Annotated in this window: 20 protein-coding genes and 1 pseudogene; 9 read left to right on the top strand and 12 right to left on the bottom strand. The window is 65.8% G+C overall.

Features of this window, described 5'->3' with window-relative positions; translation table 11 throughout:
- Positions 1–54 precede the first annotated feature (54 nt).
- Positions 55–1,206 carry a glycerate kinase gene (locus C5N93_RS17010; protein WP_242560214.1) on the top strand — a complete coding sequence of 384 codons (1,152 nt, stop codon included), beginning with the start codon at positions 55–57 and terminating at the stop codon, positions 1,204–1,206.
- Between the two features lie 31 nt (positions 1,207–1,237).
- Here C5N93_RS17010 and C5N93_RS17005 read toward each other — a convergent pair whose 3' ends face one another.
- Positions 1,238–1,981 (bottom strand): LysR substrate-binding domain-containing protein, encoded by a 744-nt coding sequence (locus tag C5N93_RS17005; RefSeq protein ID WP_242560213.1) that lies wholly within the window; start codon positions 1,979–1,981, stop codon positions 1,238–1,240.
- On the opposite strand from C5N93_RS17005, the pseudogene C5N93_RS17000 reads away from it, so the two are divergent.
- A pseudogene (locus C5N93_RS17000) lies at positions 1,962–2,810 on the top strand (MFS transporter); the annotation flags it as partial. The gene C5N93_RS17005 and the pseudogene C5N93_RS17000 sit on opposite strands and share 20 nt — an antisense overlap.
- A 45-nt stretch (positions 2,811–2,855) precedes the next feature.
- Here C5N93_RS17000 and C5N93_RS16995 read toward each other — a convergent pair.
- From C5N93_RS16995 to prpB, 5 genes are all read right to left on the bottom strand, one after another.
- The gene (locus tag C5N93_RS16995; RefSeq protein WP_242560211.1) at positions 2,856–4,331 is read right to left on the bottom strand and encodes a bifunctional 2-methylcitrate dehydratase/aconitate hydratase; all 1,476 of its coding nucleotides are present in this window, start codon (positions 4,329–4,331) and stop codon (positions 2,856–2,858) included.
- Between the two features lie 33 nt (positions 4,332–4,364).
- Complete coding sequence (prpF, locus tag C5N93_RS16990; RefSeq protein ID WP_242560210.1) at positions 4,365–5,561, bottom strand: 2-methylaconitate cis-trans isomerase PrpF; 1,197 nt, start codon at positions 5,559–5,561, stop codon at positions 4,365–4,367.
- 11 nt (positions 5,562–5,572) lie between these two features.
- On the bottom strand, positions 5,573–8,170 hold the full coding sequence (gene acnD / locus C5N93_RS16985; RefSeq protein ID WP_242560209.1) for a Fe/S-dependent 2-methylisocitrate dehydratase AcnD: 2,598 nt from the start codon (positions 8,168–8,170) through the stop codon (positions 5,573–5,575).
- Positions 8,171–8,293: 123 nt separating this feature from the next.
- The gene (gene prpC / locus C5N93_RS16980) at positions 8,294–9,445 is read right to left on the bottom strand and encodes a 2-methylcitrate synthase (RefSeq protein ID WP_150722903.1); all 1,152 of its coding nucleotides are present in this window, start codon (positions 9,443–9,445) and stop codon (positions 8,294–8,296) included.
- A gap of 27 nt (positions 9,446–9,472) precedes the next feature.
- Entirely contained in the window at positions 9,473–10,363 is an 891-nt protein-coding gene (gene prpB, locus C5N93_RS16975) for a methylisocitrate lyase (protein WP_039397405.1), read from the bottom strand.
- Positions 10,364–10,764: 401 nt separating this feature from the next.
- On the opposite strand from prpB, the gene prpR reads away from it, so the two are divergent.
- Positions 10,765–12,777 carry a propionate catabolism operon regulatory protein PrpR gene (prpR, locus tag C5N93_RS16970; RefSeq protein ID WP_242560437.1) on the top strand — a complete coding sequence of 671 codons (2,013 nt, stop codon included), beginning with the start codon at positions 10,765–10,767 and terminating at the stop codon, positions 12,775–12,777.
- A 42-nt stretch (positions 12,778–12,819) separates the two neighbouring features.
- Here prpR and C5N93_RS16965 read toward each other — a convergent pair whose 3' ends face one another.
- The 4 genes from C5N93_RS16965 to C5N93_RS16950 all read right to left on the bottom strand — a co-directional run bounded on the left by C5N93_RS16965 (position 12,820) and on the right by C5N93_RS16950 (position 16,388).
- A complete protein-coding gene (locus tag C5N93_RS16965) occupies positions 12,820–12,981 on the bottom strand; it encodes a hypothetical protein (RefSeq protein WP_170836322.1) in 162 nt (53 codons plus the stop codon).
- 192 nt (positions 12,982–13,173) lie between these two features.
- Positions 13,174–13,977 carry a MetQ/NlpA family ABC transporter substrate-binding protein gene (locus C5N93_RS16960; protein ID WP_150722901.1) on the bottom strand — a complete coding sequence of 268 codons (804 nt, stop codon included), beginning with the start codon at positions 13,975–13,977 and terminating at the stop codon, positions 13,174–13,176.
- Between the two features lie 428 nt (positions 13,978–14,405).
- Complete coding sequence (locus C5N93_RS16955) at positions 14,406–15,020, bottom strand: hypothetical protein (RefSeq protein ID WP_242560208.1); 615 nt, start codon at positions 15,018–15,020, stop codon at positions 14,406–14,408.
- Positions 15,021–15,440: 420 nt separating this feature from the next.
- Entirely contained in the window at positions 15,441–16,388 is a 948-nt protein-coding gene (locus tag C5N93_RS16950) for a GlxA family transcriptional regulator (RefSeq protein ID WP_242560207.1), read from the bottom strand.
- Positions 16,389–16,684: 296 nt separating this feature from the next.
- Here C5N93_RS16950 and C5N93_RS16945 point away from each other — a divergent pair, with 296 nt between their 5' ends.
- Positions 16,685–17,509: an SDR family oxidoreductase gene (locus C5N93_RS16945; protein ID WP_242560206.1), complete on the top strand. Its 825-nt coding sequence runs from the start codon at positions 16,685–16,687 to the stop codon at positions 17,507–17,509.
- 223 nt (positions 17,510–17,732) lie between these two features.
- Positions 17,733–19,145, top strand: a complete 1,413-nt coding sequence (locus tag C5N93_RS16940) for a DEAD/DEAH box helicase (RefSeq protein WP_242560205.1) — start codon at positions 17,733–17,735, stop codon at positions 19,143–19,145.
- 88 nt (positions 19,146–19,233) lie between these two features.
- Here C5N93_RS16940 and C5N93_RS16935 read toward each other — a convergent pair whose 3' ends face one another.
- Both C5N93_RS16935 and C5N93_RS16930 read right to left on the bottom strand, forming a co-directional pair.
- On the bottom strand, positions 19,234–19,824 hold the full coding sequence (locus tag C5N93_RS16935) for a hypothetical protein (protein WP_242560204.1): 591 nt from the start codon (positions 19,822–19,824) through the stop codon (positions 19,234–19,236).
- 180 nt (positions 19,825–20,004) lie between these two features.
- Entirely contained in the window at positions 20,005–20,961 is a 957-nt protein-coding gene (locus C5N93_RS16930) for a LysR family transcriptional regulator (RefSeq protein ID WP_242560436.1), read from the bottom strand.
- A gap of 385 nt (positions 20,962–21,346) precedes the next feature.
- Here C5N93_RS16930 and C5N93_RS16925 point away from each other — a divergent pair, with 385 nt between their 5' ends.
- From C5N93_RS16925 to C5N93_RS16910, 4 genes are read left to right on the top strand one after another with little or no spacing between them, the layout of a single operon-like run.
- Entirely contained in the window at positions 21,347–22,672 is a 1,326-nt protein-coding gene (locus tag C5N93_RS16925) for an MFS transporter (protein ID WP_150722897.1), read from the top strand.
- On the top strand, positions 22,669–23,466 hold the full coding sequence (locus C5N93_RS16920) for an SDR family oxidoreductase (protein ID WP_242560203.1): 798 nt from the start codon (positions 22,669–22,671) through the stop codon (positions 23,464–23,466). Before C5N93_RS16925 ends, C5N93_RS16920 begins: the two co-directional genes overlap by 4 nt.
- Before the next feature lie 39 nt (positions 23,467–23,505).
- Positions 23,506–25,248: a dihydroxy-acid dehydratase gene (ilvD, locus tag C5N93_RS16915; RefSeq protein WP_242560202.1), complete on the top strand. Its 1,743-nt coding sequence runs from the start codon at positions 23,506–23,508 to the stop codon at positions 25,246–25,248.
- Positions 25,248–26,138, top strand: coding sequence for an NAD(P)-dependent oxidoreductase (locus C5N93_RS16910; protein ID WP_150722894.1), 891 nt, complete (start codon positions 25,248–25,250; stop codon positions 26,136–26,138). The genes ilvD and C5N93_RS16910 overlap by 1 nt, the downstream gene beginning before the upstream one ends.
- Positions 26,139–26,170: the final 32 nt, after the last annotated feature.

Genomic DNA, 26,170 nt, shown 5'->3' with positions numbered 1-26,170 from the left:
GGCGCACGTGAATCCTGCCAACCCGAATCACTTTTTGCGACTGTCCCGATTTCCATGTCCAGCAATGCGCAAGCCCCGATCATCGTTATTGCCCCCGATTCGTTCAAAGGTTCGCTGAGCGCGCCTGAAGTGGCGCAAGCCATCGCGTCCGGCATTGCCCGCGTGCTGCCGCAGGCCGATCTGCGTCTGCGCCCGATGGCCGACGGCGGCGAAGGCACGCTCGACGCCCTGCTCTCCGCCGGCGGACGTCGCGTGCCGTTGTCGGTGCGCGGCGCGGGCAACGCCTCGGTCACGGCCGAGTACGGCGTCATGCCCGACGGCACCGGCGTGCTGGAGAGTGCCAACGTCGTGAGCATCACCGACCCGGTCGGCATGCAGACACCCGTGGCCGAGCGCTCGACGATCGGTCTCGGCGAGTTGCTGCGCGCCCTGCTCGACACCGGCGCACGACGCGTGCTCATCGGTCTGGGCGGCAGCAGCACGAACGATGGCGGCGCCGGTCTGCTCGTCGGCCTCGGTGCGCGCCTGCTCAACGAAGCTGGCGAAGAGGTCCCGCCGGTGCCGGCCGCGCTGCATCGTGTGGCCTCGATCGATCTGAACGGACTCGACGCTCGCCTGAAAGACTGCGAACTGGTGGCGATGTCCGACGTCAACAATCCGCTGAACGGCACGCAAGGCGCGACGGCCATCTTCGGGCCGCAGAAGGGCGTGAGCGAAGCGCAGGTCGAACCGCTCGACCGCGCCATCGCCCACTTCGCCGGTCATGCGCATCGTGCGTTCAACGCCAGTGAAGCGGCCAGCCGTGCAGGCGCGGGCGCCGCAGGCGGTCTGGGTTTCGCCCTGCACCTGCTGGGCGCGCAATTCCGCTCCGGCGCGGAAGTGGTCGCGGAACGCGTCGGTCTGCCGCAAGCGGTGGAAGGCGCTGACTGGCTCATCACCGGCGAGGGCCGCAGCGACGGTCAAACGCTGTCGGGCAAGACCCCGATGATCGCCGCGCAGGTCGCCATCAAGGCGGGCGCGACGGCGTCGCTGCTCTCGGGCGCCATCGACCGCAGCGCGCTCGACAATCTCTCGCGCGTCTTCTCCGGCTGCTTCTCGCTGACGTTCGGACCGACCACGCTCGAGAAAGCCATCGCAGACGCCGCCGGCCTGCTGGCGGACAGCGCCGAACAGATGGCTCGCCTGCGTTATACGCACAAGGGCTGAGCGACGCACGTCGCGCCGCGCCCCTGGAGAGTCAGCCGAGTCCGGCGATCCTCTCCCGCAGGCGCGGTGCGGCGAAGTCGAGAAAGACACGTAACTTCAGGGGCAGCGGCGTCTGCCCCTTGTGCACGAGATTGACGGGAAGCGGCATGGCTTCGAAGTCTTTCAGCACGACGCGCAGGGCGTCGTCGCCGAGCGCCTGCGCGACCTGATACGACAACACGCGCACGAACCCCACGCCGAGCACGGCTGCCGAGATCGCAGCTTCGGCAGTATTCACCGCCAACCGGGAGCGAATCGGCACCGACTGCCCCGTTCTGCCCTCACCGAACTCCCACGCGCGACGCGACGCCAGCACTTCGAACGTAATGCAAGCGTGCCCCTCTAGGTCCCGGGGTCGCTGCGGTACGCCATGCGCCGCGAGATAACCGGGACTCGCGCAGATCACCCGGCGCACCGCGCCGATGCTCGTCGCCACCAGTGAACTGTCCGGCAAATCGCCGATGCGCAACGCGACATCCGCGTGTTCGTCCATCAGATGCACGACACGATCGGTCAGCATCAGACGCACGTCGATCTCCGGATACTGCGCGAGAAATTCCGCGACCACGGGCAGCACATGCAGACGACCGAACACGACCGGCGCCGTGAGTACCAGTTCACCCTTCGGTGTGACGTACTCGCCCGTCGCCGTCCGCTCGGCCTCGCCAATGTCTTCGAGAATCCGGCGGCACGCCGCCACGTAGGCGCTGCCCGCGGTGCCGTTCGCGGCCGACATGTCACGCCCGGAGCAACGCGGCCGATCCGTCGGCACAGTGGTGAGCGGCATCATGGTCGGCATTCTGCTCGGACGCACGATTGCCGGCGTCGTCGGCGAGACCTTCGGCTGGCGTGCCGTCTACGGCATGGAGGCAGCCTTCATGATCCCGGTGTGGTTCGCGGCGGCCGTGCTGTTGCCGAAAGGACGTCCGAGCACCGACCTCTCGTATGCCCGGCTGCTGGCCTCGCTGTGGCCGCTCGCCCGCGATCATCGCCCGCTTCGGGAGTCGATGATGATTCAGGCGCTGTTGTGGGCCTGCTTCAATGCGTTCTGGGTGAACCTCGCCGCGCTTCTCGCGAACGGGCCGTGGCATCTCGGCAGCGCGTGGGCGGGAGGCTTCGGCATCATCGGTGCGGCGGGTGCGTTCGCGGCGTCGCTTGGCGGACGCGCCACCGACAAGCTCGGCCCGCGCGGCATCGTCGGTGCGAGCATCGGCATCGTCACGCTGTCCTATCTGGTGCTCGGCGACGCAAACGTGTCGCTCGCGTTGCTCGTGATCGGTGTGATCGTGCTCGATATCGGCGTGCAGGCGGGCCTCGTCGCCAACCAGACGCGTGCGTTCGCCGTCGACCCGAAAGCGCAGGGACGCATCAACAGTCTCTACATGACGGCGACGTTCTTCGGCGGCGCGGTGGGCGCGACCGTCAGCGGCTGGCTGATGGCGCGCTTCGGATGGACGGGCGTCGTCGCACTGGGTGTCGTGCTGGGTGGAATCGCGTTGGCGCTGCACTGGGTGGGTGGACTGCGCCGCCCGGTGGTCGCGGGCGACAACGCATCCGCGATGTAATCGATCGGCATCCGGTGCCGCGCCTCGCGCCGGATGCCGTCGGCATCACACCATCAAATCCACGAACTGATGCACCGGCATCGTCTCCAGTCGTTGCCGGTCGAGCGCCACGTCGAGAATGCGGGTCTGCGCGCGGGCGGCGAAGCGGCGCGCCAGGTTCGTTCTGAACTTCTCCACGAGCAACGGCATGCCTTCGTCGCGACGCCGCTTGTGGCCGATCGGGTATTCGACGAGCACTTCGTCGAGCACGGTGCCGTCGTTCAGCGTGACGCTCAGCCCGTTGGCGATCGAGCGCTTGTCCGGATCGTGATAATCGCGCGTGAACTGCGGGTCTTCCTCGCAGACGATCTTCGCGCGCAACGCGTCGATACGCGGGTCGGCCGCGACATCGTCTTCGTAATCGGCCGCCGTCAAGCGTCCGAACAGCAGTGGCACGGCGACCATGTACTGAATGCAGTGATCGCGATCGGCCGGGTTGGCGAGCGGCCCCTGCTTGTCGATGATGCGAATCGCCGCCGCATGCGTGCGAATCTTCACCGAGCGGATGTCCTCGGCGCCGCACCCCATCGACGTCAGTTGCCGGTGCAGCATCATGGCGGCCTCGGCGGCCGTCTGCGCATGAAACTCGGCGGGGAACGAAATCTTGAACAGCACGTTCTCCATCACGTACGACCCATAAGGCCGCTGAAAGGCGAACGGCTTGCCTTTGAACAGCACGTCGTAAAAGCCCCACGTCTTCGCCGTCAGCACGGACGGATACCCCATCTCCCCCGTGCGCGCCATGAGGGCGAGACGCACCGCGCGGCTCGTCGCATCACCGGCGGCCCACGACTTGCGACTGCCGGTGTTCGGCGCATGACGATACGTGCGCAGACTCTGTCCATCGACGAACGCCAGCGAAAGCGCGTTGATCAACTCGTCGCGCGAGAGGCCCAGCATCTCGCCGACCACCGCCGTCGATGCGACCTTGACCAGCACCACGTGATCGAGCCCGACCTGATTGAACGAGTTCTCCAGCGCGAGGCATCCCTGAATCTCGTGCGCCTTGATCATCGCTGCGAGCACGTGACGCATCTTGAGCGGCGGCTGCCCCTGCGCCACCGCTGTGCGCGAGAGCCAGTCGGCCGTCATCAGGATGCCGCCGAGATTGTCGGACGGATGCCCCCACTCGGCGGCGAGCCACGTGTCGTTGAAGTCCAGCCAGCGGATCATCGCGCCCAGACTGAACGCGGCCTGCACCGGATCGAGCTGATACGGCGTGCCGGGCACCTTCGCCCCGTTCGGAACGACGGTGCCCGGCACGATGGGGCCCAGCAGTTTGGTGCACGCAGGATAAGAGAGCGCTTCGAAACCGCACCCGAGCGTGTCGATCAGGCAGTAACGCGCGGTATCGAAGGCGAGATCGCTGCGGATCTCGTAGGTCAGGACGTAGTCGACAATGTCGGTCAGCACGTTGTCGGGCGAGGGGCGCACGTTCGAAATGGGTGAATTTTTCGGAACGCTCGATTCATTTGCAGACATCGACTACCTCCTGTGACGGGGATCAGCGCCTCGTCAGAACGCGTCTCCCGGAATGCGGACCCAGCCTTCCATCAGCACACGGGCACTGCGGCTCATGATGGCCTTCGTGACCGTCCACTCGCCGCCCGCCTCGTTGGCCTCGGCACCCACGCGCAACGTGCCCGACGGGTGGCCGAAGCGCACGGCATTGCGTGCGCCGCCCCCGGCGGCCAGATTCACGAGCGTGCCCGGAATGGACGCGGCCGCGCCGATACACACCGCCGCCGTGCCCATCATCGCATGATGGAGCTTGCCCATCGACAGCGCGCGAACCAGCAGGTCCACGTCACCGGCATTCACGACCTTGCCGCTCGACGCCGTATAGCCCGCAGGCTTCGCCACGAACGCGACCTTCGGTGTGTGCTGGCGCGTTGCCGCCTCCGACACGTCCTTGATCAGCCCCATGCGAATGGCGCCGTGAGCGCGAATCGTCTCGAACATGGCGAGCGCTTTCGGATCGCTGTTGATGGCGTCCTGCAACTCGGTACCCTTGTAGCCGATGTCTTCGGCGTTCAGGAAGATCGTCGGAATGCCCGCATTGATGAGCGTCGCCTTGAACGTGCCCACGCCGGGGACTTCGAGGTCGTCGATCAGATGCCCGGTCGGGAACATCGCGCCGCCCCCGCCGTCACCCTCTTCCTCGGCGGCCGGATCGAGGAATTCGAGTTGCACTTCGGCGGCCGGGAACGTCACGCCGTCGAGTTCGAAGTCGCCCGTCTCCTGCACCGCACCGTTCGTCATCGGCACATGCGCGACGATGGTCTTGCCGATGTTGGCCTGCCAGATGCGCACGACGGCCACGCCATCGCGCGGCACCCGTGCCGGATCCACCAGCCCGCCGCTGATCGCGAACGGGCCGACGGCCGCCGACAGATTGCCGCAGTTGCCGCTCCAGTCGACGAACTTCTGATCGATCGAGACCTGCCCGAACAGATAGTCCACATCGTGGTCCGGCCGTTCGCTCTTCGCGATGATGACCGTCTTGCTGGTGCTCGACGTGGCCCCGCCCATGCCGTCGATCTGCTTGCCGTACGGGTCGGGGCTGCCGATCACACGCATGAGCAACGCGTCGCGCGCGGCGCCCGGCGTCTGCGCGGCGGCGGGCAGGTCCTGCAAGCGGAAGAACACGCCCTTGCTCGTGCCGCCACGCATATACGTGGCGGGAATGCGGATTTGTGGCTGATGTGCCATCACGTCTCCCCTCAGGCCGCGGCCTGCGACGATTCCAGAAAGTCTTGCGCGAAGCGCTGAAGCACCCCGCCCGCCTCGTAGATCGACACCTCTTCGGCCGTATCGAGACGGCAGGTGACCGGCACGTCGATACGCTCGCCGTTCTTGCGATGGATCACCAGCGTCAGATCGGCGCGCGGCGTGCGCTCGCCAACGACGTCGAACGTCTCACTGCCGTCGATGCCGAGCGTCTTGCGGTTCGTACCCGGCTTGAATTCGAGCGGCAACACGCCCATGCCGACCAGATTGGTCCGGTGGATACGCTCGAAGCCTTCGGCAACGATGGCTTCGGTACCGGCCAGACGCACGCCCTTGGCCGCCCAGTCGCGCGACGACCCCTGACCGTAGTCGGCCCCGGCAATCACGATGAGCGGCTGCTTGCGCGCCATGTACGTCTCGATCGCTTCCCACATGCGCGTGACCTTGCCTTCCGGTTCGATGCGCGCGAGCGAGCCCGCCTTCACCTGACCGTCGACCACGACCATCTCGTTCTTGAGCGTCGGGTTCGCGAACGTGGCGCGTTGCGCCGTGAGGTGATCGCCGCGGTGCGTGGCGTACGAGTTGAAGTCTTCTTCCGGCAGGCCCATCTTCGCCAGATACTCGCCTGCGGCGCTGTCGGCCATGATGGCGTTCGACGGCGAGAGGTGATCGGTCGTGATGTTGTCGCCCAGCACGGCCAGCGCGCGCATGCCGCGCAGCGTGCGCTCCCCGGCGAGTGCGCCTTCCCAGTAAGGCGGACGGCGGATGTACGTGCTCATCTCGCGCCAGTCGTACAGCGGCTCGGCCGATTCGCACTGCGCCACGGACGCCGCAAACATCGGCTCGTACACGCGACGGAACTGCTCCGGCTTCACGCTGTTCGCGATGATCGCATCGATCTCTTCGTCGCTCGGCCACAGATCGGCGAGCTTCACCGGCTTGCCGTCGGCATCGACACCCAGCACGTCCTTCTCGATATCGAAGCGGATCGTACCCGCAATGGCGTAAGCCACGACGAGCGGCGGCGAGGCGAGGAATGCCTGCTTCGCATACGGATGGATACGGCCGTCGAAATTGCGGTTGCCCGAGAGCACGGCGGTGGCATACAGATCGCGCTCGACGATTTCCTGCTGAATCACCGGATCGAGCGCGCCCGACATGCCGTTGCACGACGTGCAGGCATATGCGACCACGCCGAAACCGAGCGCCTCCAGCTCCGGCAGCAAACCGGCGGCTTCCAGATACAGCGTGACGGCCTTCGAGCCCGGGGCGAGCGAACTCTTGACCCACGGCTTGCGCACGAGGCCGGCGCGATTCGCGTTGCGCGCGAAGAGTCCTGCCGCAATCATGTTGCGCGGGTTATTGGTGTTCGTGCAGCTCGTAATGGCGGCAATGATGACTGCGCCGTCGGGCATCAGCCCCGGCTCGTTCTCGACCTTGCCGCTGATGCCGCGTGCCGCGAGTTCGCTCGTCGGCACGCGCTTGTGCGGATTCGACGGTCCCGCGATGTTGCGCACCACGCTCGACAGATCGAACGTGAGCACGCGCTCGTACTGGGCGTTCGTCAGGCTGTCGGCCCACAGGCCGGTCTGCTTCGCGTAGGTCTCGACCAGCGCGACGAGCGCGTCGTCGCGACCGGTGAGTTTCAGGTATTTGATGGTTTGGGCGTCGATGTAGAACATCGCCGCCGTCGCGCCGAACTCGGGCGCCATGTTCGAGATCGTCGCGCGGTCGCCCAGCGTGAGATTCGACGCGCCTTCGCCGTAGAACTCCAGATAGGCGGACACGACCTTTTCCTTGCGCAGGAACTCGGTGAGCGCCAGCACGATATCGGTCGCGGTAATGCCCGGCTGCGGCTTGCCCGTCAGTTCGACACCGACGATATCCGGCAGACGCATCCACGACGCGCGGCCGAGCATCACGCTCTCCGCTTCCAGCCCGCCCACGCCGATGGCGATCACGCCCAGCGCATCGACCATCGGGGTATGCGAGTCGGTGCCCACGAGCGTGTCGGGATACGCCACACCATCCGCCACCTGAATCACCGGGCTCATGCGCTCGAGGTTGATCTGGTGGAGGATGCCGTTGCCCGGCGGGATCACGTCGACGTTGCGAAACGCCTTCTTCGTCCAGTTGATGAAGTCGAAGCGGTCTTCGTTACGACGATCTTCGATCGCGCGGTTCTTCGCGAACGCGTCCGGATCGAAACCGCCGCATTCGACTGCCAGCGAGTGGTCGACCACGAGTTGCGTCGGCACCACCGGATTGACCAGTGCGGGGTCGCCGCCTTGCGCCGCAATGGCGTCGCGCAGCCCGGCGAGGTCGACGAGCGCGGTCTGCCCCAGAATGTCGTGACACACGACGCGTGCCGGGAACCACGGAAAATCGAGGTCGCGGCGTCGCTCGATCAGTTGTCGGAGCGAGTCGGTGAGCGCCGCCGGTTCGCAGCGGCGCACGAGGTTTTCGGCCAGCACGCGCGACGTGTACGGCAGGGAGTCGTACGCGCCGGGCGCAATGGCCTCGACAGCTGCTCGGGCGTCGAAATAGTCGAGCGACGTCCCCGGCAGGGATTTACGGTAGGCGGTGTTCATGTCGCGGTGTTATGGATTTGACGCGTATGGGGGACGGTAGGAACGGCAGACGCTGGATCGAGACGCCCCGGTGCCGATCGGCCCACAGAGAGCCCATCGGTGCCGAGGGTCGAGCGTCGGTACTCAGCGCTTCTCGATCGGCACGAACGTCTGGTCTTCCGGTCCCGTGTAGTTGGCGCTCGGACGAATGATCTTGTTGTCGATGCGTTGCTCGATGATGTGCGCGCTCCAGCCGGACGTGCGCGCGATCACGAACAGCGGCGTGAACATCGCGGTCGGCACGCCCATCATGTGATAGCTCACGGCGCTGAACCAGTCGAGGTTCGGGAACATCTTCTTGACGTCCCACATCACCGACTCGAGACGCTCGGCAATGTCGTACATCGCCGTGTTCTGCTGTTCCTTCGACAACTCGTGGGCGACTTCCTTGATGACCTTGTTGCGCGGATCGCTCACGGTGTAGACCGGGTGGCCGAAGCCGATGATCACTTCCTTGTTCTCGACGCGCTGACGGATGTCGGCCTCGGCTTCGTCCGGCGAGTTGTAGCGTTTCTGCACTTCGAAGGCGACTTCGTTCGCGCCGCCGTGCTTCGGACCGCGCAGCGCGCCGATGGCGCCGGTGATGGCCGAATGGATGTCCGAGCCCGTACCGGCGATCACGCGCGCGGTGAACGTCGACGCGTTGAATTCGTGCTCTGCGTAGAGAATCAGCGAGGTGTGCATCGCACGCACCCACAGGTCCGACGGCTTCTCGCCGTGCAGCAGATGCAGGAAGTGGCCGCCGATGCTGTCGTCGTCCGTCTCCACGTCGATACGCACGCCGTTCTGGCTGTAGTGATACCAGTACAGCAGCATCGAGCCGAGGCTCGCCATCAGACGATCGGCGATATCGCGCGCGCCGGGAATGTTGTGGTCGTCCTTCTCCGGCAGCACGGTGCCGAGCACCGACACGCCCGTGCGCATCACGTCCATCGGGTGAGCGGCGGCGGGCACGGCTTCGAGGGCGTCCTTGACGGCGGCGGGCAGACCGCGCAGCGACTTGAGCTTGGCCTTGTAGCCACGCAGCTCGGCCACCGTCGGCAGCTTGCCGTAGACCAGCAGATAGGCGATCTCTTCGAATTCCGAGGTTTGCGCCAGATCCAGAATGTCGTAGCCGCGATAGTGCAGATCGTTGCCCGAACGGCCCACGGTACACAGCGCGGTATTGCCTGCGGTCACACCCGACAGGGCGACGGATTTCTTCGGCTTGAAGCCGGTGGCAGTCGTCTCGCTCATGCTCATTCCTCCAGGATCAGGGGTTCGTTATTTCTGTTGGGCGAACAGCGCGTCAAGCTTCTGTTCGTAGGCGTGGTAGCCGATGCTCTCATAGAGTTCGGCACGGGTTTGCATCGTGTCGAGCACGGCCTTTTGCGTGCCGTCGCGACGAATGGTGTGATAGACGTTTTCCGCCGCCTTGTTCATCGCGCGAAACGCCGAGAGCGGATACAGCACCAGACCGACCTGCGCGCTCTTGAGCTCTTCCACGGTGAAAAGCGGCGTCGAGCCGAACTCGGTGATGTTCGCGAGCACGGGCACCTTCACGGCGTCGGAGAACTGGCGATACATCGGCAGTTCGGTCATCGCTTCGGGGAAGATCATGTCGGCGCCCGCTTCGACGCATGCGCAGGCACGGTCGATCGCGGCTTGCAGCCCTTCGACGGCGAGCGCGTCGGTGCGCGCCATGATCACGAAGTTCTCGTCGGTGCGCGCGTCCACGGCCGCCTTGATGCGGTCGACCATCTCCTGCTGCGTCACGATGGCTTTGCCCGGACGATGGCCGCAGCGCTTCGCGCCGACCTGATCTTCGATGTGCATCGCGCCCGCGCCGAACTTGATCAGCGATTGCACCGTGCGCGCGATGTTGAAGGCCGACGGACCGAAACCGGTGTCGACATCCACCAGCAACGGCAGGTCGCACACGTCGGTAATACGGCGCACGTCGGTGAGCACGTCGTCGAGCGTCGAGATGCCCAGATCGGGCAGGCCGAGCGAGCCGGCGGCGACACCGCCGCCCGAGAGATAGATCGCCTTGAAACCGGCCGCCTTGGCGAGCAAGGCGTGGTTGGCGTTGATCGCGCCGACAACCTGCAACGGTTGCTCGGTCTTGACGGCCTCGCGGAAGGCGGCGCCGGCCGAACGAATGGTTTGCGTCACTTGAGTCCCTCGGTCGTGTCTTGCACGATGCGCGGCATGACGTCGCAGCATCGCACGTGGGTTGAGTAGCGATTACGTCATAGCAACGGACGTGCCAGCCTGCGCCACGGCTGTGAACATGCGATGGCTCCGCAGGCGTAACGCCTTCATTTGTCGACGGAAATTCTTCGCCGGCATGACGTTTACGTCAAGGTAAATATGCCTCGATTGGCGGGCATCCCGTCTCAGAACGTTTCATTTTGAAACGAAAAATGAAACACATCGTCGCAACATGCTACGATGTGACGCCATCAATCTCTGCCACCTCGCACCCCGCCATGCCGAATTCGATCCCTCCGGACCTGCCTTCCCGTCTGCCGGTCGGCGCGTCGGGCGCCCTGAGCGCGGCGCGCGCAGGATCGATGCCCGCCATGCGAAAGCCGGTGATCTGGGCGGTCGGCATCAGCAAGCTCGGCGAGTTGTATCGCGACATCGTGCCGGACTACGCCGCGCAAGCCGAAGTGCATATCGTCGACAAGGGTTACGAGGCGGTCATCGAGGCACTGGAGCGGCTGCCCGCCGGGAGTGTCGACGGCATCGTCGCGGCAGGATCGAACGGTGACTTCCTGCGCGAGCGCCTGGCACTGCCCGTCGTGCTCGTGAAGGTCACCGGCTCGGACGTCATGCATGCGCTGGCCCGCGCGCGACGCGCGCTGCCGTCGACGTCGCCCGACTCGCGCATCGCGCTGGTGTCCTACGCGCGTCCGGCCGCCGAGTTCGAACGCTTCAAGAGCGCCTTTCATATCGACATCGCCCAGCACACTTACGTCGATGCGCAGAATGCCGAAGACCTCGTGCACCGCCTGCGCGACGAGGGCATGCAGGTCATCGTCGGCCCGGGGCTGGTCACGCAACTGACCGAGCGCGCCGGGCTGACCGGCATCTTTCTCTACTCGCAGGATTCGGTGCGCGCCGCGTTCGATACGGCGCTGGAAGTCGCGCGCCTCGGGCGCATCGAAGCGCAACGGCGCGAGCGTCTCGACACGGTGCTGCGACACTTGCACGAAGGCGTGGCCGCCGTCGACCTGAACGGACGCATCGAAGCGATCAACGCGTCGATGGCCGGCATGCTCCGCGTGACGGTGGCCGACGCGGTCGGGCGCCCGCTCGACGCCATCGCCCCCGCGCTCGACATCGCCCGCACGCTGGAGAGCGCGAGCGCCGAACTCGAAGCCATCGTGTCGATGGCGGGCAAGACGTGGGTCGTCAACCGCATTCCGCTGCTCGATCAGGGCACGCTCACGGGGGCGCTGCTTACCTGTCAGGATTCGCAGTCGTTTGCCCGGGTGGACCGGTCGCTGCGTTCGCGTCATCGCCCACGACACCTCGTGGCACGCTACCGTCTCGAGGATCTGATCGGCGACTCCGCCGCCATGACACAGGCCCGCGCACTGGCGCGCCGATATGCGCAGACCGACTCCACCGTGCTCGTGCACGGCGAGAGCGGCACGGGCAAGGAACTGCTGGCGCAAGGCATCCACAACGCGAGCCGCCGGCGCGACTATCCGTTCGTTGCCATCAACTGCGCGGCGTTTCCTGAAACGCTGCTCGAGAGCGAGTTGTTCGGTTATGAGGACGGTGCGTTCACGGGCGCGCGGCGCGGCGGGAAGGCGGGTCTGTTCGAGACCGCGCACAACGGCACCCTCTTTCTCGACGAGATCGGCGAGATGCCGATGCCGCTGCAAACGCGTCTGCTGCGTGTCTTGCAGGAGCGCGAAGTGCTTCGTCTGGGCGCCAACGAGCCGATCCCGTGCGACGTGCGCGTGATTGCGGCGACGCACCGCGATCTGCGCCAGCAAGTCGCCGCCGGTGAATTCCGCGAAGACCTCTACTACCGGCTGAACATTCTGCGCATGGTACTGCCGCCGCTGCGCGAACGTATGGACGACCTGCCCCGTCTCACGCCGCTCTTTCTGGAGCGCGCCCTCGCCCGCGCCGGCGCGCGCATGAGTGTCGACGCGTTACAGGCTTCTCTGCTGCCGCTGCTCGCGACCTATCGCTGGCCGGGAAACGTGCGGGAACTGGAAAACCTGCTGGAACGGATCGCGGTGGTTTGCGCCGACGTGGTCGACGCGCGGGAGGTCAGCCGGGCGCGTCTGATGGAAATCGCGCCCGAGCTTGGTGCACGCACAACGGGACCGTCCCCCGATGTTTCAGGAACGAAAGCCGAACGGCAGATCGCAGCGCTCACCGGGCAGGACACGTACGCCACTCACACCCCCGCCTCGCTGACCGGACGCGAGCGCCGCGCCGCCGAGGAGCTTGCGCGCATCCACTCGACGCTCGCCGCGTGCGGCGGCGACCGCAATGCCGCGTGCGAAGCGCTCGGCATCAGCCGCTCGACGCTCTGGCGCAAACTTCGCGACGAGGCATGACGGGCGCGGGCGTGCCCCGGGTCTTGAGACGCCGGATGCCGCTCAGTGCTGATGACGGATGCGCTCCCACATCTCATGCCAGTCCAGACGCTTGTGCTCGGACGGCTCGTCGTGATGCGTCACCCAGAAGTGATCCACGAGCATGCCGATGGCGAAGCCGACGAGCAGCGCCACCAGCATCATCGAAATGTTGATCATGGACATGGCGGCCTCCCGTCGATAGGAATCACACTTTCATTCTAGTCAAACGCTTTCGTGCCAGCGCCGCAAAGTGCGATGACGCGAGACACGCAATGTCCGCGCGACAGACGGGCATAAAAAAACCGGGGTCGAAACCCCGGTTGCTCGTATGCGGCGTTCGATGCGCGTGTTGCGCACCGATTCGTTCGCTCACGCTTACCACGTTGCAATCAGCGCGCCCTTGAACTGGCTGTCGATGAATTGCTTCACTTCGTCCGAGTGATAGGCATCGACCAGTTGCTTGACCCACGGCTTGTTCAGGTCTTGCGTTCGCACGGCGATCAGGTTGGCGTACGGGCCCTTCAGGTCTTCGATGGCGATGGCGTCACGCTTGGGCACCAGACCGGCCTGCGCGGCGAAGTTCGTGTTGATCGATGCGGCATCCAGATCCGGCAAGGCGCGCGGGAGTTGTGCCGCTTCCAGTTCGCGAATCTTCAGCTTCTTCGGGTTCTCGGCGATGTCCAGCGGCGTGGCGTTCTTGCCTTCCAGACCGGCGCGCAGCTTGATCAGCCCTTCCTTTTGCAGCAGGAGCAGCGCGCGATTGCCGTTCGACGGATCGTTCTGGATACCGACCTGGGCGCCGTTGGGCAGATCCTTCAGCGACTTGTACTTCTTCGAATAAAAGCCCAGCGGCGAGACGTAGGTCAGGCCGGCCGTGGTGATCTTGTAGCCGCGATCCTTGACCTGGCTGTCGAGGAACGGCTTGTGCTGGAAGCCGTTGGCGTCCAGATCGCCGGCGTCGAGCGCGGCGTTCGGCTGTGCATAGTCACTGAACTCGACGATCTTGATGAACAGGCCGCGCTTTTCGGCAACCTTCTTCACGACTTCGAAGATCTGGGCGTCCGAGCCGGCCATCGTGCCGACTTTCAGGGGCTTGTCGGCCGTCTGGGCCGAAGCGCCGAGGGATGCGAGCGCAAACGTTGCGCCGAGGAACGCGTTGATCAGTTGACGGGACAGCATGTGCGATTTCTCCTTTTTGCTTATAGGAACCGACGCCTGTTGGGCATCTTTGCGAGTCACGGCGGACCTGATGGGCCCGCTACGGTCGCGCGCGGCGGACAGTCCTTTCGCGCGACCCGGAAACCGGATGCTGCCACAAATGCGGGTTTACACGAAATACATAATCGGCATTTCGATATCCCCTTTTTCGTTTCGATAGTCTGCGCACATCATAAAAAAACGCCCCTTCGGATCACCGAAGGGGCGCTTCGCCGGGAGAACAGCCTGATCACGGGCCGGGGGGGTGGCACGGCCAACGGCAACGCCGTCAGCCGGTCGCGTCAGGAACCGACGAACAACCTGCGAGACTCGTTACACCATCGAGATACCGAGGGCCAGCGCCTGCACGCGCTGTGCCGAACGCGTGCAGGCTCCTCCCCGCGACTGGCTCAGGGACATGGCTCCTCGCCTGCCTGGCCGTTCATTGCACATCCGCCGCCGCCGCCAAAACCGCTCGGCCCGCCGAATGCTGCCAATCCGTTACCGCCGGCCGAGCCACCGATGCCGCGCCCGCCCGGGCCACTTGCACCGACGCCTCCGCCACCGCTGGCGCCAGTCCCACCGCCGCCGCCGGTGCCACCACCACCGCCGCCGCCACCACCACCGCCACCGCCGCCACCACCACCACCACCACCACCACCACCACCACCACCACCGCCGCCACCGCCACCACCGCCACCGCCGCCACCACCGCCACCGCCACCACCGCCACCGCCACCACCACCACCACCACCACCACCACCACCACCACCGGGACCGCCGCCGTGCCCGCCGCAGCCGCAGCCGCCTGCGCCACCGATACCGATGCCTACGCCGCCGCCCGGGCCGCTCGGGCCGCCGAATGCGCCTAACCCGCCCAGGCCGCCGGCACCGCCGAAGCCGATGCCGCCGCCACCGCCGCGTCCACCCCCGCCGCCACCGGCAGCGTACGACGCATTGATCGAAATGCCGCACAGCATCGCCACTGCGGCCGCCCCTACCAAAGTCGCCTTGAACCCGTTCATGGTCCCCTCCCCGCGCACGCGCACACACTCACTTCGGAACACGCCGCACCCCGCCATAAGGTGCAGCGTTACGACGAGAGCGCATCAGCGGAAAACGCGGGCAATAGAGAGCCCGCCCGTGCAACGATGCACAGGAGTCCCTTGCCAAGAGCCTGCGGAAGATCCGGGTTGGCGCTTCGCCATACACGATTCACATACGCGAATTCCGTGCCAGACGATATAACCCATTGATTAAAAAAGAATTAATAACTCAATTTGCGAGACATCGAGGGACACCCTGTCGAAAACGTATCGTTCATGAAACGCTGACAAAGCCACAGGGCGCAAAAAGCCACTCGACCGCATGGACGAATTCGTCATGAACGCGGGCGGAACGGGGGATGAAACAGGTATGAGCCGCGTGCGGGCAGGTCGAACGTTTCAGGCGCGCATGCGTTCGCGCGCCTCACGCAACAACGCTTGCGGCGGCTTGCCCAGCGTGCGCACGAACGCGCGCCGCATCCGTTCTTCGTCACCGAATCCGGTCACGTTCGCAACACGCGCAATCGACGCCTCCCCGGCTTCGAGCAGCGCTTGCGCCGCCTCGAGACGCAGCTTCTCGATGGCCTTTGCCGGCGTGAGTCCGGTCTGCAACGTGAATTCACGGCTGAAATGCCGCGCGCTCCAATGCACCTGCGCCGCAAGCTGCTCGACCGACAACGGTTCGCGCAAGTGCTCTCGGGCATAAGCGAGCGCGGCACGTACCCGATCGGACGTGGGTTCCAGCGCCGAAAGTGTGGAGAACTGCGACTGTCCGCCGGTGCGGCGGTAGTGCACTACGAGTAGCCGCGACGTTTCACGCGCGATCTCGCTGCCGTAATCCGCCTCGACCAGCGCGAGCGCCAGATCGATACCGGCGGTCATCCCGGCCGACGTCCAGACCGCCCCATCGTTGACGTAGATGCGATCGTCCTCGACGAGCACGTCCGGGTGTTGCTGTTGCAGCGCGCTCGCCTGACCCCAGTGCGTCGTCGCACGGCGGCCTTCGAGCAGACCGGCATCCGCAAGCACGAAGGCCCCCGAACAAATGCTCCCGATGCGCCGCACCTTCGGCGCGAGCCGCTTCAGCGCCTCGACCAGCTCCGGCTCCGTCGGCACGACGTATGTCGCGCCGGCCACCAGCACGGTGTCGTAGTGGCTGCGCCCGATGGCCTCCGTTGCCACCGAAATGCCCGCCGAATCCCGGATCAGCCCGCCCTCGACCGAGACGGTCGACACCTCGTAGAGCGGCACGTCGCGCCCGAAATTCGCGATCTCGAAGACCGACATGGCCGCCAGCGAAATCATCTGGAAACCGGGGTACACCACCAGCGCAATACGTTTCGTCATGACTGAAAAAGGCGCGAAAGGCCACGGCAAAGAGATCGCCAGAGACGGGACACCCACCCGGGCACGGGCGGCCACGACCGCGCGGCGGCCGATGCGTCGATTGTAGTGGGCCGGTGGCGGCCACGTCGGACAAGTTTGTCTGAAAAGGAGGTTTTCTAGTCATTTCAGACAAACACCGTGCGCACCACACTAGAAGCCATCGACGCAGTGACACGCCAGACAGGCCGACAACCCCGCTTGCCGTCCGGCGACGCTATCGACGTCCGAAGACCCTACGCACAGGAACTGGAACCATCATGAGCCAAACGTCCCAAACCTCCCCGGGCACCGCCCTGATCACCGGCGCTTCGTCGGGTATCGGCGCCATCTATGCCGACCGCCTCGCCCGACGTGGGCACGATCTGATTCTCGTCGCTCGCAACACGGCGCGTCTGCGCGACGTCGCCGAGCGCATCCACGCGCAAACCGGTCGTCAGGTCGACATTCTGAGCGCCGACCTGTCCACCCGCGAAGGCCAGGACATTGTCGCCACGCGATTGCGCGAGGATGCCACCATCGACACGCTCGTCAACAACGCGGGCTTCGGCGCGGTCGCGCCGCTGCTGCAAGCGGATGTCGAGCACATGACCGACATGATCGAAGTGAACATCACCGCGCTCACACGGCTGACGTACGCCGCCGTGCCCGGCTTCGTGGCCCGCAAACGCGGCACCGTCATCAACATCGCCTCCATCGTCGCCATCGCGCCGGAGTTGCTCAACGACGTGTACGGCGGCTCGAAAGCGTTCGTGCTGGCGTTCTCGCAATCGTTGCAGCATCAGCTCGCCGACACGGGCGTGCGCGTGCAAGCCGTGCTGCCGGGCGCCACGGTGACGGAGTTCTGGGATGTCGCGGGCAAGTCGCACAGCGAGTTGCCGCAGGAATGGCTGATGACGTCGGCCGATCTGGTCGACGCAGCGCTGTCTGGCCTCGATCAGGGTGAGAGCGTCACGATCCCGCCGTTGCAGGATGGCGCCGAGTGGACATCGTTCGACACGGCACGTCGCCAGATGTCGGGCGGTCTGAGCAACCGCACACCGGGCCAACGCTACGGCGTGAACGTTGCCGCCCGCGCGGCCTGACGGTGACGCCATCCATGCGCACCGCCGAAGGTCGGCACAGGCGCATGGACGGTCGTTAGCCGTGGGCAACGATGGGTGCGCAAGCGGCAAAGCCCTCAATTGCCGACCGGGCGCCTCGTGGGCAAGCAACTGCCAGTCACGCGCACCCGCGCGGGCGGACCTGCACGGCGATGGACGCAGTAACCGCTAGAATTACGGTTTTTGCATCCATCGCCCTCTGCTCATGTCCTTTGCCTCGCTCGGCCTGATCGATCCGTTATTGCGGAATTTGCAGGATCTCAATTACCGGACACCGACCCCGGTGCAGGCCGCTGCAATTCCGGCAGTGCTCAGCGGCAAGGACGTCATGGCCGAAGCCCAGACCGGCACCGGCAAGACCGCAGGCTTCGCGCTGCCGCTGTTGCAGCGTCTGGTGCAGGAAGGCTCTGCCGTATCCAGTAACCGCGCGCGCGTGCTGGTCCTCGTGCCCACGCGCGAGCTGGCCGAACAGGTCCTGCAAAGTTTCCTCACGTACGGCAAAGGGCTTGATCTGCGTTTTCTCGCCGCTTACGGCGGGGTGAGCATCAATCCGCAGATGATGAAGCTGCGCAAGGGCGTGGATGTGCTCGTCGCCACGCCGGGCCGCCTGCTGGACCTCAACCGGCAGAACGCCGTGCAGTTCGATCAGGTACAGACCCTCGTGCTCGACGAAGCCGATCGCATGCTGGACCTGGGCTTCGCACGTGAGCTCAATGCCGTGGTCGACGCCCTGCCCGCCAGACGGCAGACGCTGCTGTTCTCCGCCACGTTCACCGATGACATCCGCGCCATGACGCAGCGCGTGCTGCGCCAGCCGGTCAATGTCAGCGTCAGCACGCCAAATGCCACCGCCAGCCGCATCAAGCAGTGGGTCGTGACCGTGGACAAGCGCAACAAGCCCGATCTGTTCATGCACCTGATCGCGGAAAACCAGTGGACGCACGCGCTGGTGTTTGTCAAAACCCGCAACGGCGTCGACTATCTGGCAGCCATGTTGCAGGACGCAGGCTATTCGGTCGACACCATTCACGGCGACAAACCGCAACCGGCACGCCTGCGGGCGCTGGAGCGTTTCAAGACGGGTGAGGTTCACATGCTGGTCGCGACCGATGTGGCCGCGCGCGGGCTGGATATCGACGATTTGCCGCTCGTCATCAACGTCGATCTTCCGATCGTGGCGCAGGACTATGTGCACCGTATCGGCCGCACCGGACGCGCCGGCGCCAGCGGCGTGGCGGTGTCCCTCGTGTGTGCCGACGAAGCGCCGCAACTCGCCGCCATCGAGGCGCTGATCCGACAAACGCTGCGTCGCGAGGAGGTGCCCGGCTTCGAAGCGGAACATCGCGTGCCGCAGACCGACGCAAGCGGTCAGATTCTGAAGAAACCCAAAAAGCCGAAGAAACCGAAATTCCCGCCAGGTCCGACGATCGGCGGCAACGCTGGCAAGATCGCTGGCAAGGACAAGGTTAAGGTCAAGGCCACGAGCGGCTCGTCGAGCGGAAATCCGTTCGGCGCAAAAAAGACGCGTCCCGCGTCAGGAGGCAAGCCCACGTCGGGCGCACGCAAGTCCACCGGCAAATCTGTCGGCGTGAACGGTCGCAGCAAGCGCAAGCCCTGATTCGAGGGGATGAGGGCCGCCGCCCGGGCGGCCCCGAAAACTATTCCTTGTGCGCCCTCTCATGTGACAGGCGCACACCTAGGCCCGATCAGTTGCGATAGTCCAGTTCACGCGCCAGCGTCGCGCAGCGCTGCTCTCGCGGCAGCGCGCTGGTCGACGGCAGGTTACGACGGCGCTCGAAGGCGTTTAACCACTCGTCGCTGCCCAGATCCGGGCCGTGCCCCTGTGCATCGCCAACCGCAGCGTAGTGCTTTTCCAGATAGGAAAACCACTCGGCGGTGCAAGGACGACGCGAGGGATTATTCAGCGCCGAAGGCACCGCATCCCGAACAACGGGCTGCGGTCCCGAAGGCAAGGTCGTGGGTTTGGGGACGTCAGACGGGACAGGCTGAATCGACGGCTGCGGCGCCGGGCGCACCGGCTGAATGACCGGCTGCGGCGCGGGACCCGGTACCGGCAGAATTGTCGGCTGCGATGTCGGCGGCACCGGCTGGATCGCCGGCTGCGGGGTCGGCCCCGGCACAGGCAGGATCGTGGGATTCGCTGGCGACGTCACAGGTTGCGTGACCGGCGTCGGCTTGCCCATGGGGGCCGTGCATCCGGTTGCGACGACCACGGTCGCCGCCAGTGCACAAGCGCTCAAGACACGCAGCGAGACAGGTGGGGTGCGGAATTTCATAGTTTGCCTCCGGGACAAATCCGTTCATGGATGCGCCAGTCTAGGCATGCACGGATGGGCAATTTCCCGCTTTCCCAAAACGCTCAAATACACCACCTCCTCGACGTCAGCCACAGTCACCCCCGTCATGCATTCGTCGCATTCGTCGCATTCGTCGTGCAATGGCCTCGTCACGACGCATCAGTTCGCGTCGATCAACTCCGCCGACGATTCCCGCAGGCAAGCGGCGAACAGTTGTGCGGCGGGCGTCGTCGTGTCCTCGCGCCAGTACAGAATCGCTTCGCCCAGCGGTGCCAGCGGCGGCAACGGCAACACCCGCATCGTACCGCGCTGCACATAACGCCGCGCCAGCGAGAGCGGCAGGATCGAGACGAACTCGCCGCCACGCAGCAACGACAGGTTCAGCGCCAGTGAACTCGACTCGATGACCGGACGCTGCAACGTCACCCCATGCTCGGCCAGAATCTCGGCCATCGTCGTGAACGCCGGCGAGCCGCGCATCGGCGTGATCCAGCGCACCGTCTGCAAGTCGTCCCACGAGACAGCGGCGTCCGGACCACCCAACGGATGCCGTGTCCCGACGACGAAGACGAACGGCTCGTGATGCAGCGATTCGTGGCGCATCTCCGGCATATGGCCAGCCACACGATTGCGTCCGAGCGCCAGATCGAGATTGCCTTCGTCCATCATCTTCAGCAGCCGGTCCAGCGTCGCTTCGACGAAGGAGAACGAAGCGTTCGGCGCGCGTCGCGTGAATAGCTCCACCGCGTGCGCGATCAGCGGCTGAGGAATCGTCACCACCGCACCGAAGCGCACATGCCCCGCCGTCCCGGCGGTCAAGGCACTCACATCCCGGCGGGCAAGTTCGATCTGCCGCAGGATCTCGCGCCCGCGCTCGACGAGCACCCGCCCGATCCCCGTCAGCTCGACCGCATTCCCCACCCGGCGAACGACCGGCGCGCCGAGCGCCTCCTCGATTTCCGCAATCTGCTTGGAGATGGCCGGCTGCGTGACGTGAAACGCCGCCGCCACGCGCGTGACCTGACGCAGTTCGCCCAGCGTCACCAGAATGCGCAGGTGGCCCAGCTTCAGGCCACTGCGGAAGAAACGCTCGATCGAGTTGTCGGTCGTGGTCATGGCGCTCAGAACGGTAAAGACAATGGCGGGGACGGTCGAACCGTCGAACATCCGAACGACCGGAAATGCCGGTTACCCGGCAGCGGATCATCGACATCATAACCAAATGGTAATGCCGAATGCGCAAAGTGTGATTTGCCGAGGCAACCGCCCTCGCTTTACCCTTCGATCGAGCAGCGCTAGCGTTTGGCGGGATTTTCGTTTCGATTTCCAACCCCATCCGAGCCCGTTGGCCCGGATTTCCGGGATCCCGATCCGGCACCGCAAGGCGGTCGACGTATAACCGAACGCCGAACGCGGGGCCAGTCGCGCGAACCCCATCCGACGCTACGCGCTGCCAGATAACTCGACGTGCCGCATGGCACGCACCTCGGAGACAACACCCATGAGCACGTCCCTTTCGGGCGGCGCGCAGCCGCATGCCGCCCCGATCACGCTAGATCCCGTGCAGCGCGACGCGCTGTACCGCAAGCTGACCTGGCACATCATCCCGTTCCTTTTCCTGGCGTTCATCGTCGCGTACATCGACCGCGTGAACGTGAGCTTCGCCAAGCTGGAGATGCTCTCCGACCTCTCGCTGTCCGAGACGGTCTACGGCGCGGGTGCGGGCGTGTTCTTCCTCGGCTACTTCCTCTTCGAGGTACCGAGCAACCTGATCCTGCATCGCGTGGGCGCCCGCATGTGGATCGCGCGCATCATGGTCACGTGGTCGATCATTTCCTGCCTCACGATGTTCACGCAGGGACCGACGTCCTTCTACGTGCTGCGCTTCCTGCTCGGCGTCGCCGAAGCGGGTTTCTTCCCCGGTATCGTGCTGTATCTGTCGTCTTGGTTCCCGTCGAACAAGCGCTCGCAGATCATCGCGCTGTTCATGGTCGCGATTCCGGTTTCGGGCGCCATCGGCGGTCCGCTCTCGGGCTGGATCATGCTGCACTTCGGCGGCATGCACGGCTATTCGGGATGGCAATGGCTGTTCCTGATCGAAGGCATCGCCTCGTTGCTCGTGGGCATCGCAGCGTTCTTCGTGTTGCAGGACAAGATCGAGACGGTGAAGTGGCTGAGCGCCGAAGAAAAGCGTCTGCTCGCCCAGGACCTCGCCGCCGATGGCAGCACGCGGGCTCAGCACAGCGTGCGTGAGGTGTTCGGCAGCCCCAAGGTGTGGCTGCTCGGCCTGCTGTACTTCTGCATCGCGATGGGCAATTACGGCCTCGTGTTCTGGCTGCCGACGATGATTCGCGCCGCCGGTGTCGCAAACCTCGGCAACATCGGCCTGCTCTCGGCGGTGCCGTCGCTCGTGAGCGCCGTCGCGATGATTCTGATCGCGCGCCACGCCGACCGTCACAACGAACGCCGCATGCACGTGGCCGTGTGCTGCCTGCTCGGCGCGGCCGGCATGCTCGCTTCCGTGCTGCTCGCGCAGCATCTGTGGTGGTCCATGGCGGCCCTGATCGTCGCGGCCATCGGCATCAACTCGATCGCACCGGTCTTCTGGGGCATTCCCACGGCCATGATGGGCGGCGCCGGCGCGGCTGCCGCCATCGCGCTGATCAACTCGACCGGCAACCTCGCGGGCTTCGTCAGCCCGTACGTCATCGGCTTTCTCAAGGACAGCACGGGCCAGTTGCTGCCGGGCATGATCGTGCTGGCATGTGCGCTGGTCGGCGGTGCGTGCCTCGTGATGTCGCTCAAGCCCCAACGGAGTCATGCATGAGTTTTCCCGTCTGTCTCGTGACCGGTGCCGCCACGGGCATCGGTGCGGCCACCGCCCTGCGCTTTGCACAGGACGGCTGGGCCGTGGCCATCAACAATTTCGACGACAGCACGCGTGCCGCAGCCGAAGCGGTTGCCGCGCAGTGTCGCGATGCCGGCGCGCAAACGCTCGTCGTCGATGCCGATGTCGGTGACGACGCCGCGTGTCGCCGCATGGCGGATGCCGTGGGCGCACGCTGGGGACGGCTCGATGCGCTCGTCAACAGCGCGGGCACCACGCGCGTCATCCCCCACGGCGATCTGGACGCCATCGATGCCGCCGAATTCGAGCGCATCTATCGTGTGAACCTCATCGGCATGTTCCAGATGACGCGCGCGGCCGCCCCGCTGCTGCGCGAGCGCCCTGCGAACCGATCGGCAGCGTCATATGGGTCGTATGCGTCGGTCGTCAATATCTCGTCGCTCGCGTCGCTCAACGGCACCGGGTCGTCGATCGCTTATGCGGCGTCCAAGGGCGCCGTCAACGCGCTGACGCTGTCGCTCGCGCGCAACCTTGCGCCGCAGGTGCGCGTGAATGCCATCGCGCCCGGCATGGTCGACGACGGCCTGCTGCGGCGCGTGCTCGGCGACGAAGCTTATGGGCGCGTCGTCGAAGGCATGCGGGAGAATTCGCCGCTCGGACGCGTCTCGCAGCCCGCCGAGATCGCCGAACTCGCGTGGTTCCTCGCCGCACGCGCCCCGGCGATGACCGGTCAGGTGCTGGCCATCGAGAACGGACTGCTGCTCAACACCTGAGTCCGCGAGTCCGTACAAGAACATCAAAGGAAGTCCCCCATGACTGATCTGCACAAACACCGCTCCCGCACGGTCACCGAAGGCATCACTCGCACGCCGCACCGCGCCTTCCTGCGCGCCACCGGCCTCGACGACGCCGCCATCGACAAACCGTTCGTCGCCATCGTCGACACGTTCGGCGAGAACACGCCCTGCTCCATGTCGCTCAACCAGATATCGGACAACGTCCGGCTGGGTGTCGCGGCCGGCGGCGGCGTGCCGATTCGCGGCTCGGCGATCTCGGTCTCGGACGGCACGTCGATGAACCACTCGGGCATGCGCTTCTCGCTGGTCTCGCGCGAGACGATCGCCGACAGCGTCGAGCTATTTGTGCGCGCCCATTGCTATGACGCCCTCGTCGGTGTGGCCGGTTGCGACAAGACGCTGCCCGGCATTCTGATGGGCATGGTGCGAGTGAACGTTCCCGGCGTCTTCCTGTTCGGCGGTGCGATGCTGCCGGGCGTGGCCCCGGACGGCTCGCAGGCCACGATCCTCACCGCCATCGAAGCGGTCGGCACGGCGCAACGCGGCGACATGTCCGCCGAGACGCTGCGCGGCATTGAAAAGCGCTGCACGCCCACGGCGGGCTCGTGTCCTGGCCAGTTCACGGCGAACACGATGGCGATGGTCGCAGAAGTGCTCGGCCTCGCGCCGCTGGGCTCGGCCATGGTGCCGGCGGTGTACAGCGAACGGATCGCGATTGCGCGTCGGGCGGGCGAGAACGTGATGCGCGCCCTGCGCAACGGCGGTCCGCTGCCGCGGGATCTCGTCACGCGCAAGAGTCTGGAGAACGCCTGCGCCGCGGTGGCCGCTACCGGTGGCTCGACCAACGCCATGCTGCACATCCCGGCGATTGCGCACGAGGCGGGCATCGAGTTCACGCTCGACGACGTCTCCGAAGTGCTCGCCCGCACGCCGCTCATCGGCGACATGCAACCGGGCGGACGTTATCTTGCCGTCGATCTGCACCATGTCGGCGGTGTACCGGCCGTCCTCAACGCGCTGCTGGCGGGCGGCCACATCCACGGCGACACGCTCACGCAGACCGGCGAGACGCTGGAAACGGCGTTGCGCGCCTTCCCCGGTCCGGACGGCCGTGTCGTCAAGCCGCACACCGAACCGCTCTCGCCCAACGCGGGGCTGGTCGTGCTGCGCGGCAACCTCGCGCCGGACGGCGCAGCGCTCAAGACCGCAGGTCTCAAACAACTGAAGTTCACGGGCAAGGCCCGCGTGTTCGAGACCGAGGAAGACTGCATGGCCGTGGTGTCGGCACAGACCTACCGTGAAGGCGACGTGCTCGTGATTCGCAATGAGGGTCCCAAAGGCGGCCCGGGCATGCGCGAAATGCTGAGCGTGACTGCGGCCATCTACGGGCAGGGCATGGGCGAGAAGGTGGCGTTACTCACGGACGGTCGCTTCTCAGGCGCGACGCGCGGCATGTGCATCGGTTACGTCGGCCCCGAAGCCGCGGCCGGCGGACCGATTCGCTTGATTCGAGACGGCGATACCATCCACATCGACGCAATCAAGGGTAAGCTCGACGTCGAACTCTCCGACGAGGAACTCGCCGCGCGGGCCGTCGAGGCCAAACCGTTCGTGCGCGGCCGTCTGGGCGGCGTACTGGAAAAGTACGAAGCGCTCGTGCGGCCGGCCAAGCTGGGCGCGGTCACGCATTCGGGGGCCGTGCCATGGCCCTACGAAGCCTCCATCGGGGAGACGCCAACCCACGAGGACCCGAATTGATGACTACCCCACGCGTAGGCTTTTGCGGCATCGGCCGCATGGGCGAACCGATGACGCGGCGCCTGCTGGCCGCCGGCCACGATGTCGCCGTCTGGAACCGTTCCACCGCGAAACTCGCCGCGCTGCTCGATGCCGGCGCCATCGCCTGCGTGACCCCGCAGGCGCTTGGCGAATGCGTCGATATCGCGTTGCTGTGTCTGGGCGACGGCAAGGCCGTCGAAGATGTCGTGTTCGGTGAGCACGGACTCGTGCACGCCGCCACGCCGCCGCGCTTCATCGTCGATCATTCGACGCTCTCCCCCGCCCTCACGCGCAACCTGGCCAGGCGCTGGCACGAGAGCACCGGCAGCGTCTGGATCGACGCCCCGGTATCGGGCGGCACGGGCGGCGCCGAAGCGGGCACGCTGGCGATCATGGCGGGCGGCCCCGCCGACGCCATCGAAGCCGTCACACCGGTGCTGCGCGCGTTCTCGTCGCGAGTCACGCGCATGGGCGACATCGGCGCCGGCCAGACGACGAAGCTCGCCAATCAGGCCATCGTCGCGACGACGCTCGCCGGACTGGCCGAGGCCTTCGTGCTGGCCAAGCGCAGCGGCATCGACACGGCGGCCGTGCCGTCGGCACTGCAAGGCGGCTGGGCCGACTCCGTGCTGATGCAGACGCTATGGCCGCGCATGGTTACGCCGCCCGACTTCGCCACGGGCACCGTGCGCGTGATCCTCAAGGACCTCGATGCGATTGCCGAACTGGCGCATACGAGCGCCACGGTGCAGCGTGTGCTGCCCGAAGTGCGCCGTCTGCTGAAGGACGCCGCCGATCGCGGCATGGCGGACTGGGATCTGTCGCAAGTCTTCCGTATCGGCGAAGCCGAGAGCGCACCGGACGCCTGACGTTCCACACATCCGGTCGCCAGCAAAAAAGC

Origin of the sequence: Pandoraea sp. LA3, from assembly GCF_022696215.1 — a bacterium.
Taxonomy (GTDB): domain Bacteria; phylum Pseudomonadota; class Gammaproteobacteria; order Burkholderiales; family Burkholderiaceae; genus Pandoraea; species Pandoraea capi.
Note: the sequence above shows the minus strand (reverse complement) of the source record. Positions and strands in the feature narration are given on the sequence as shown.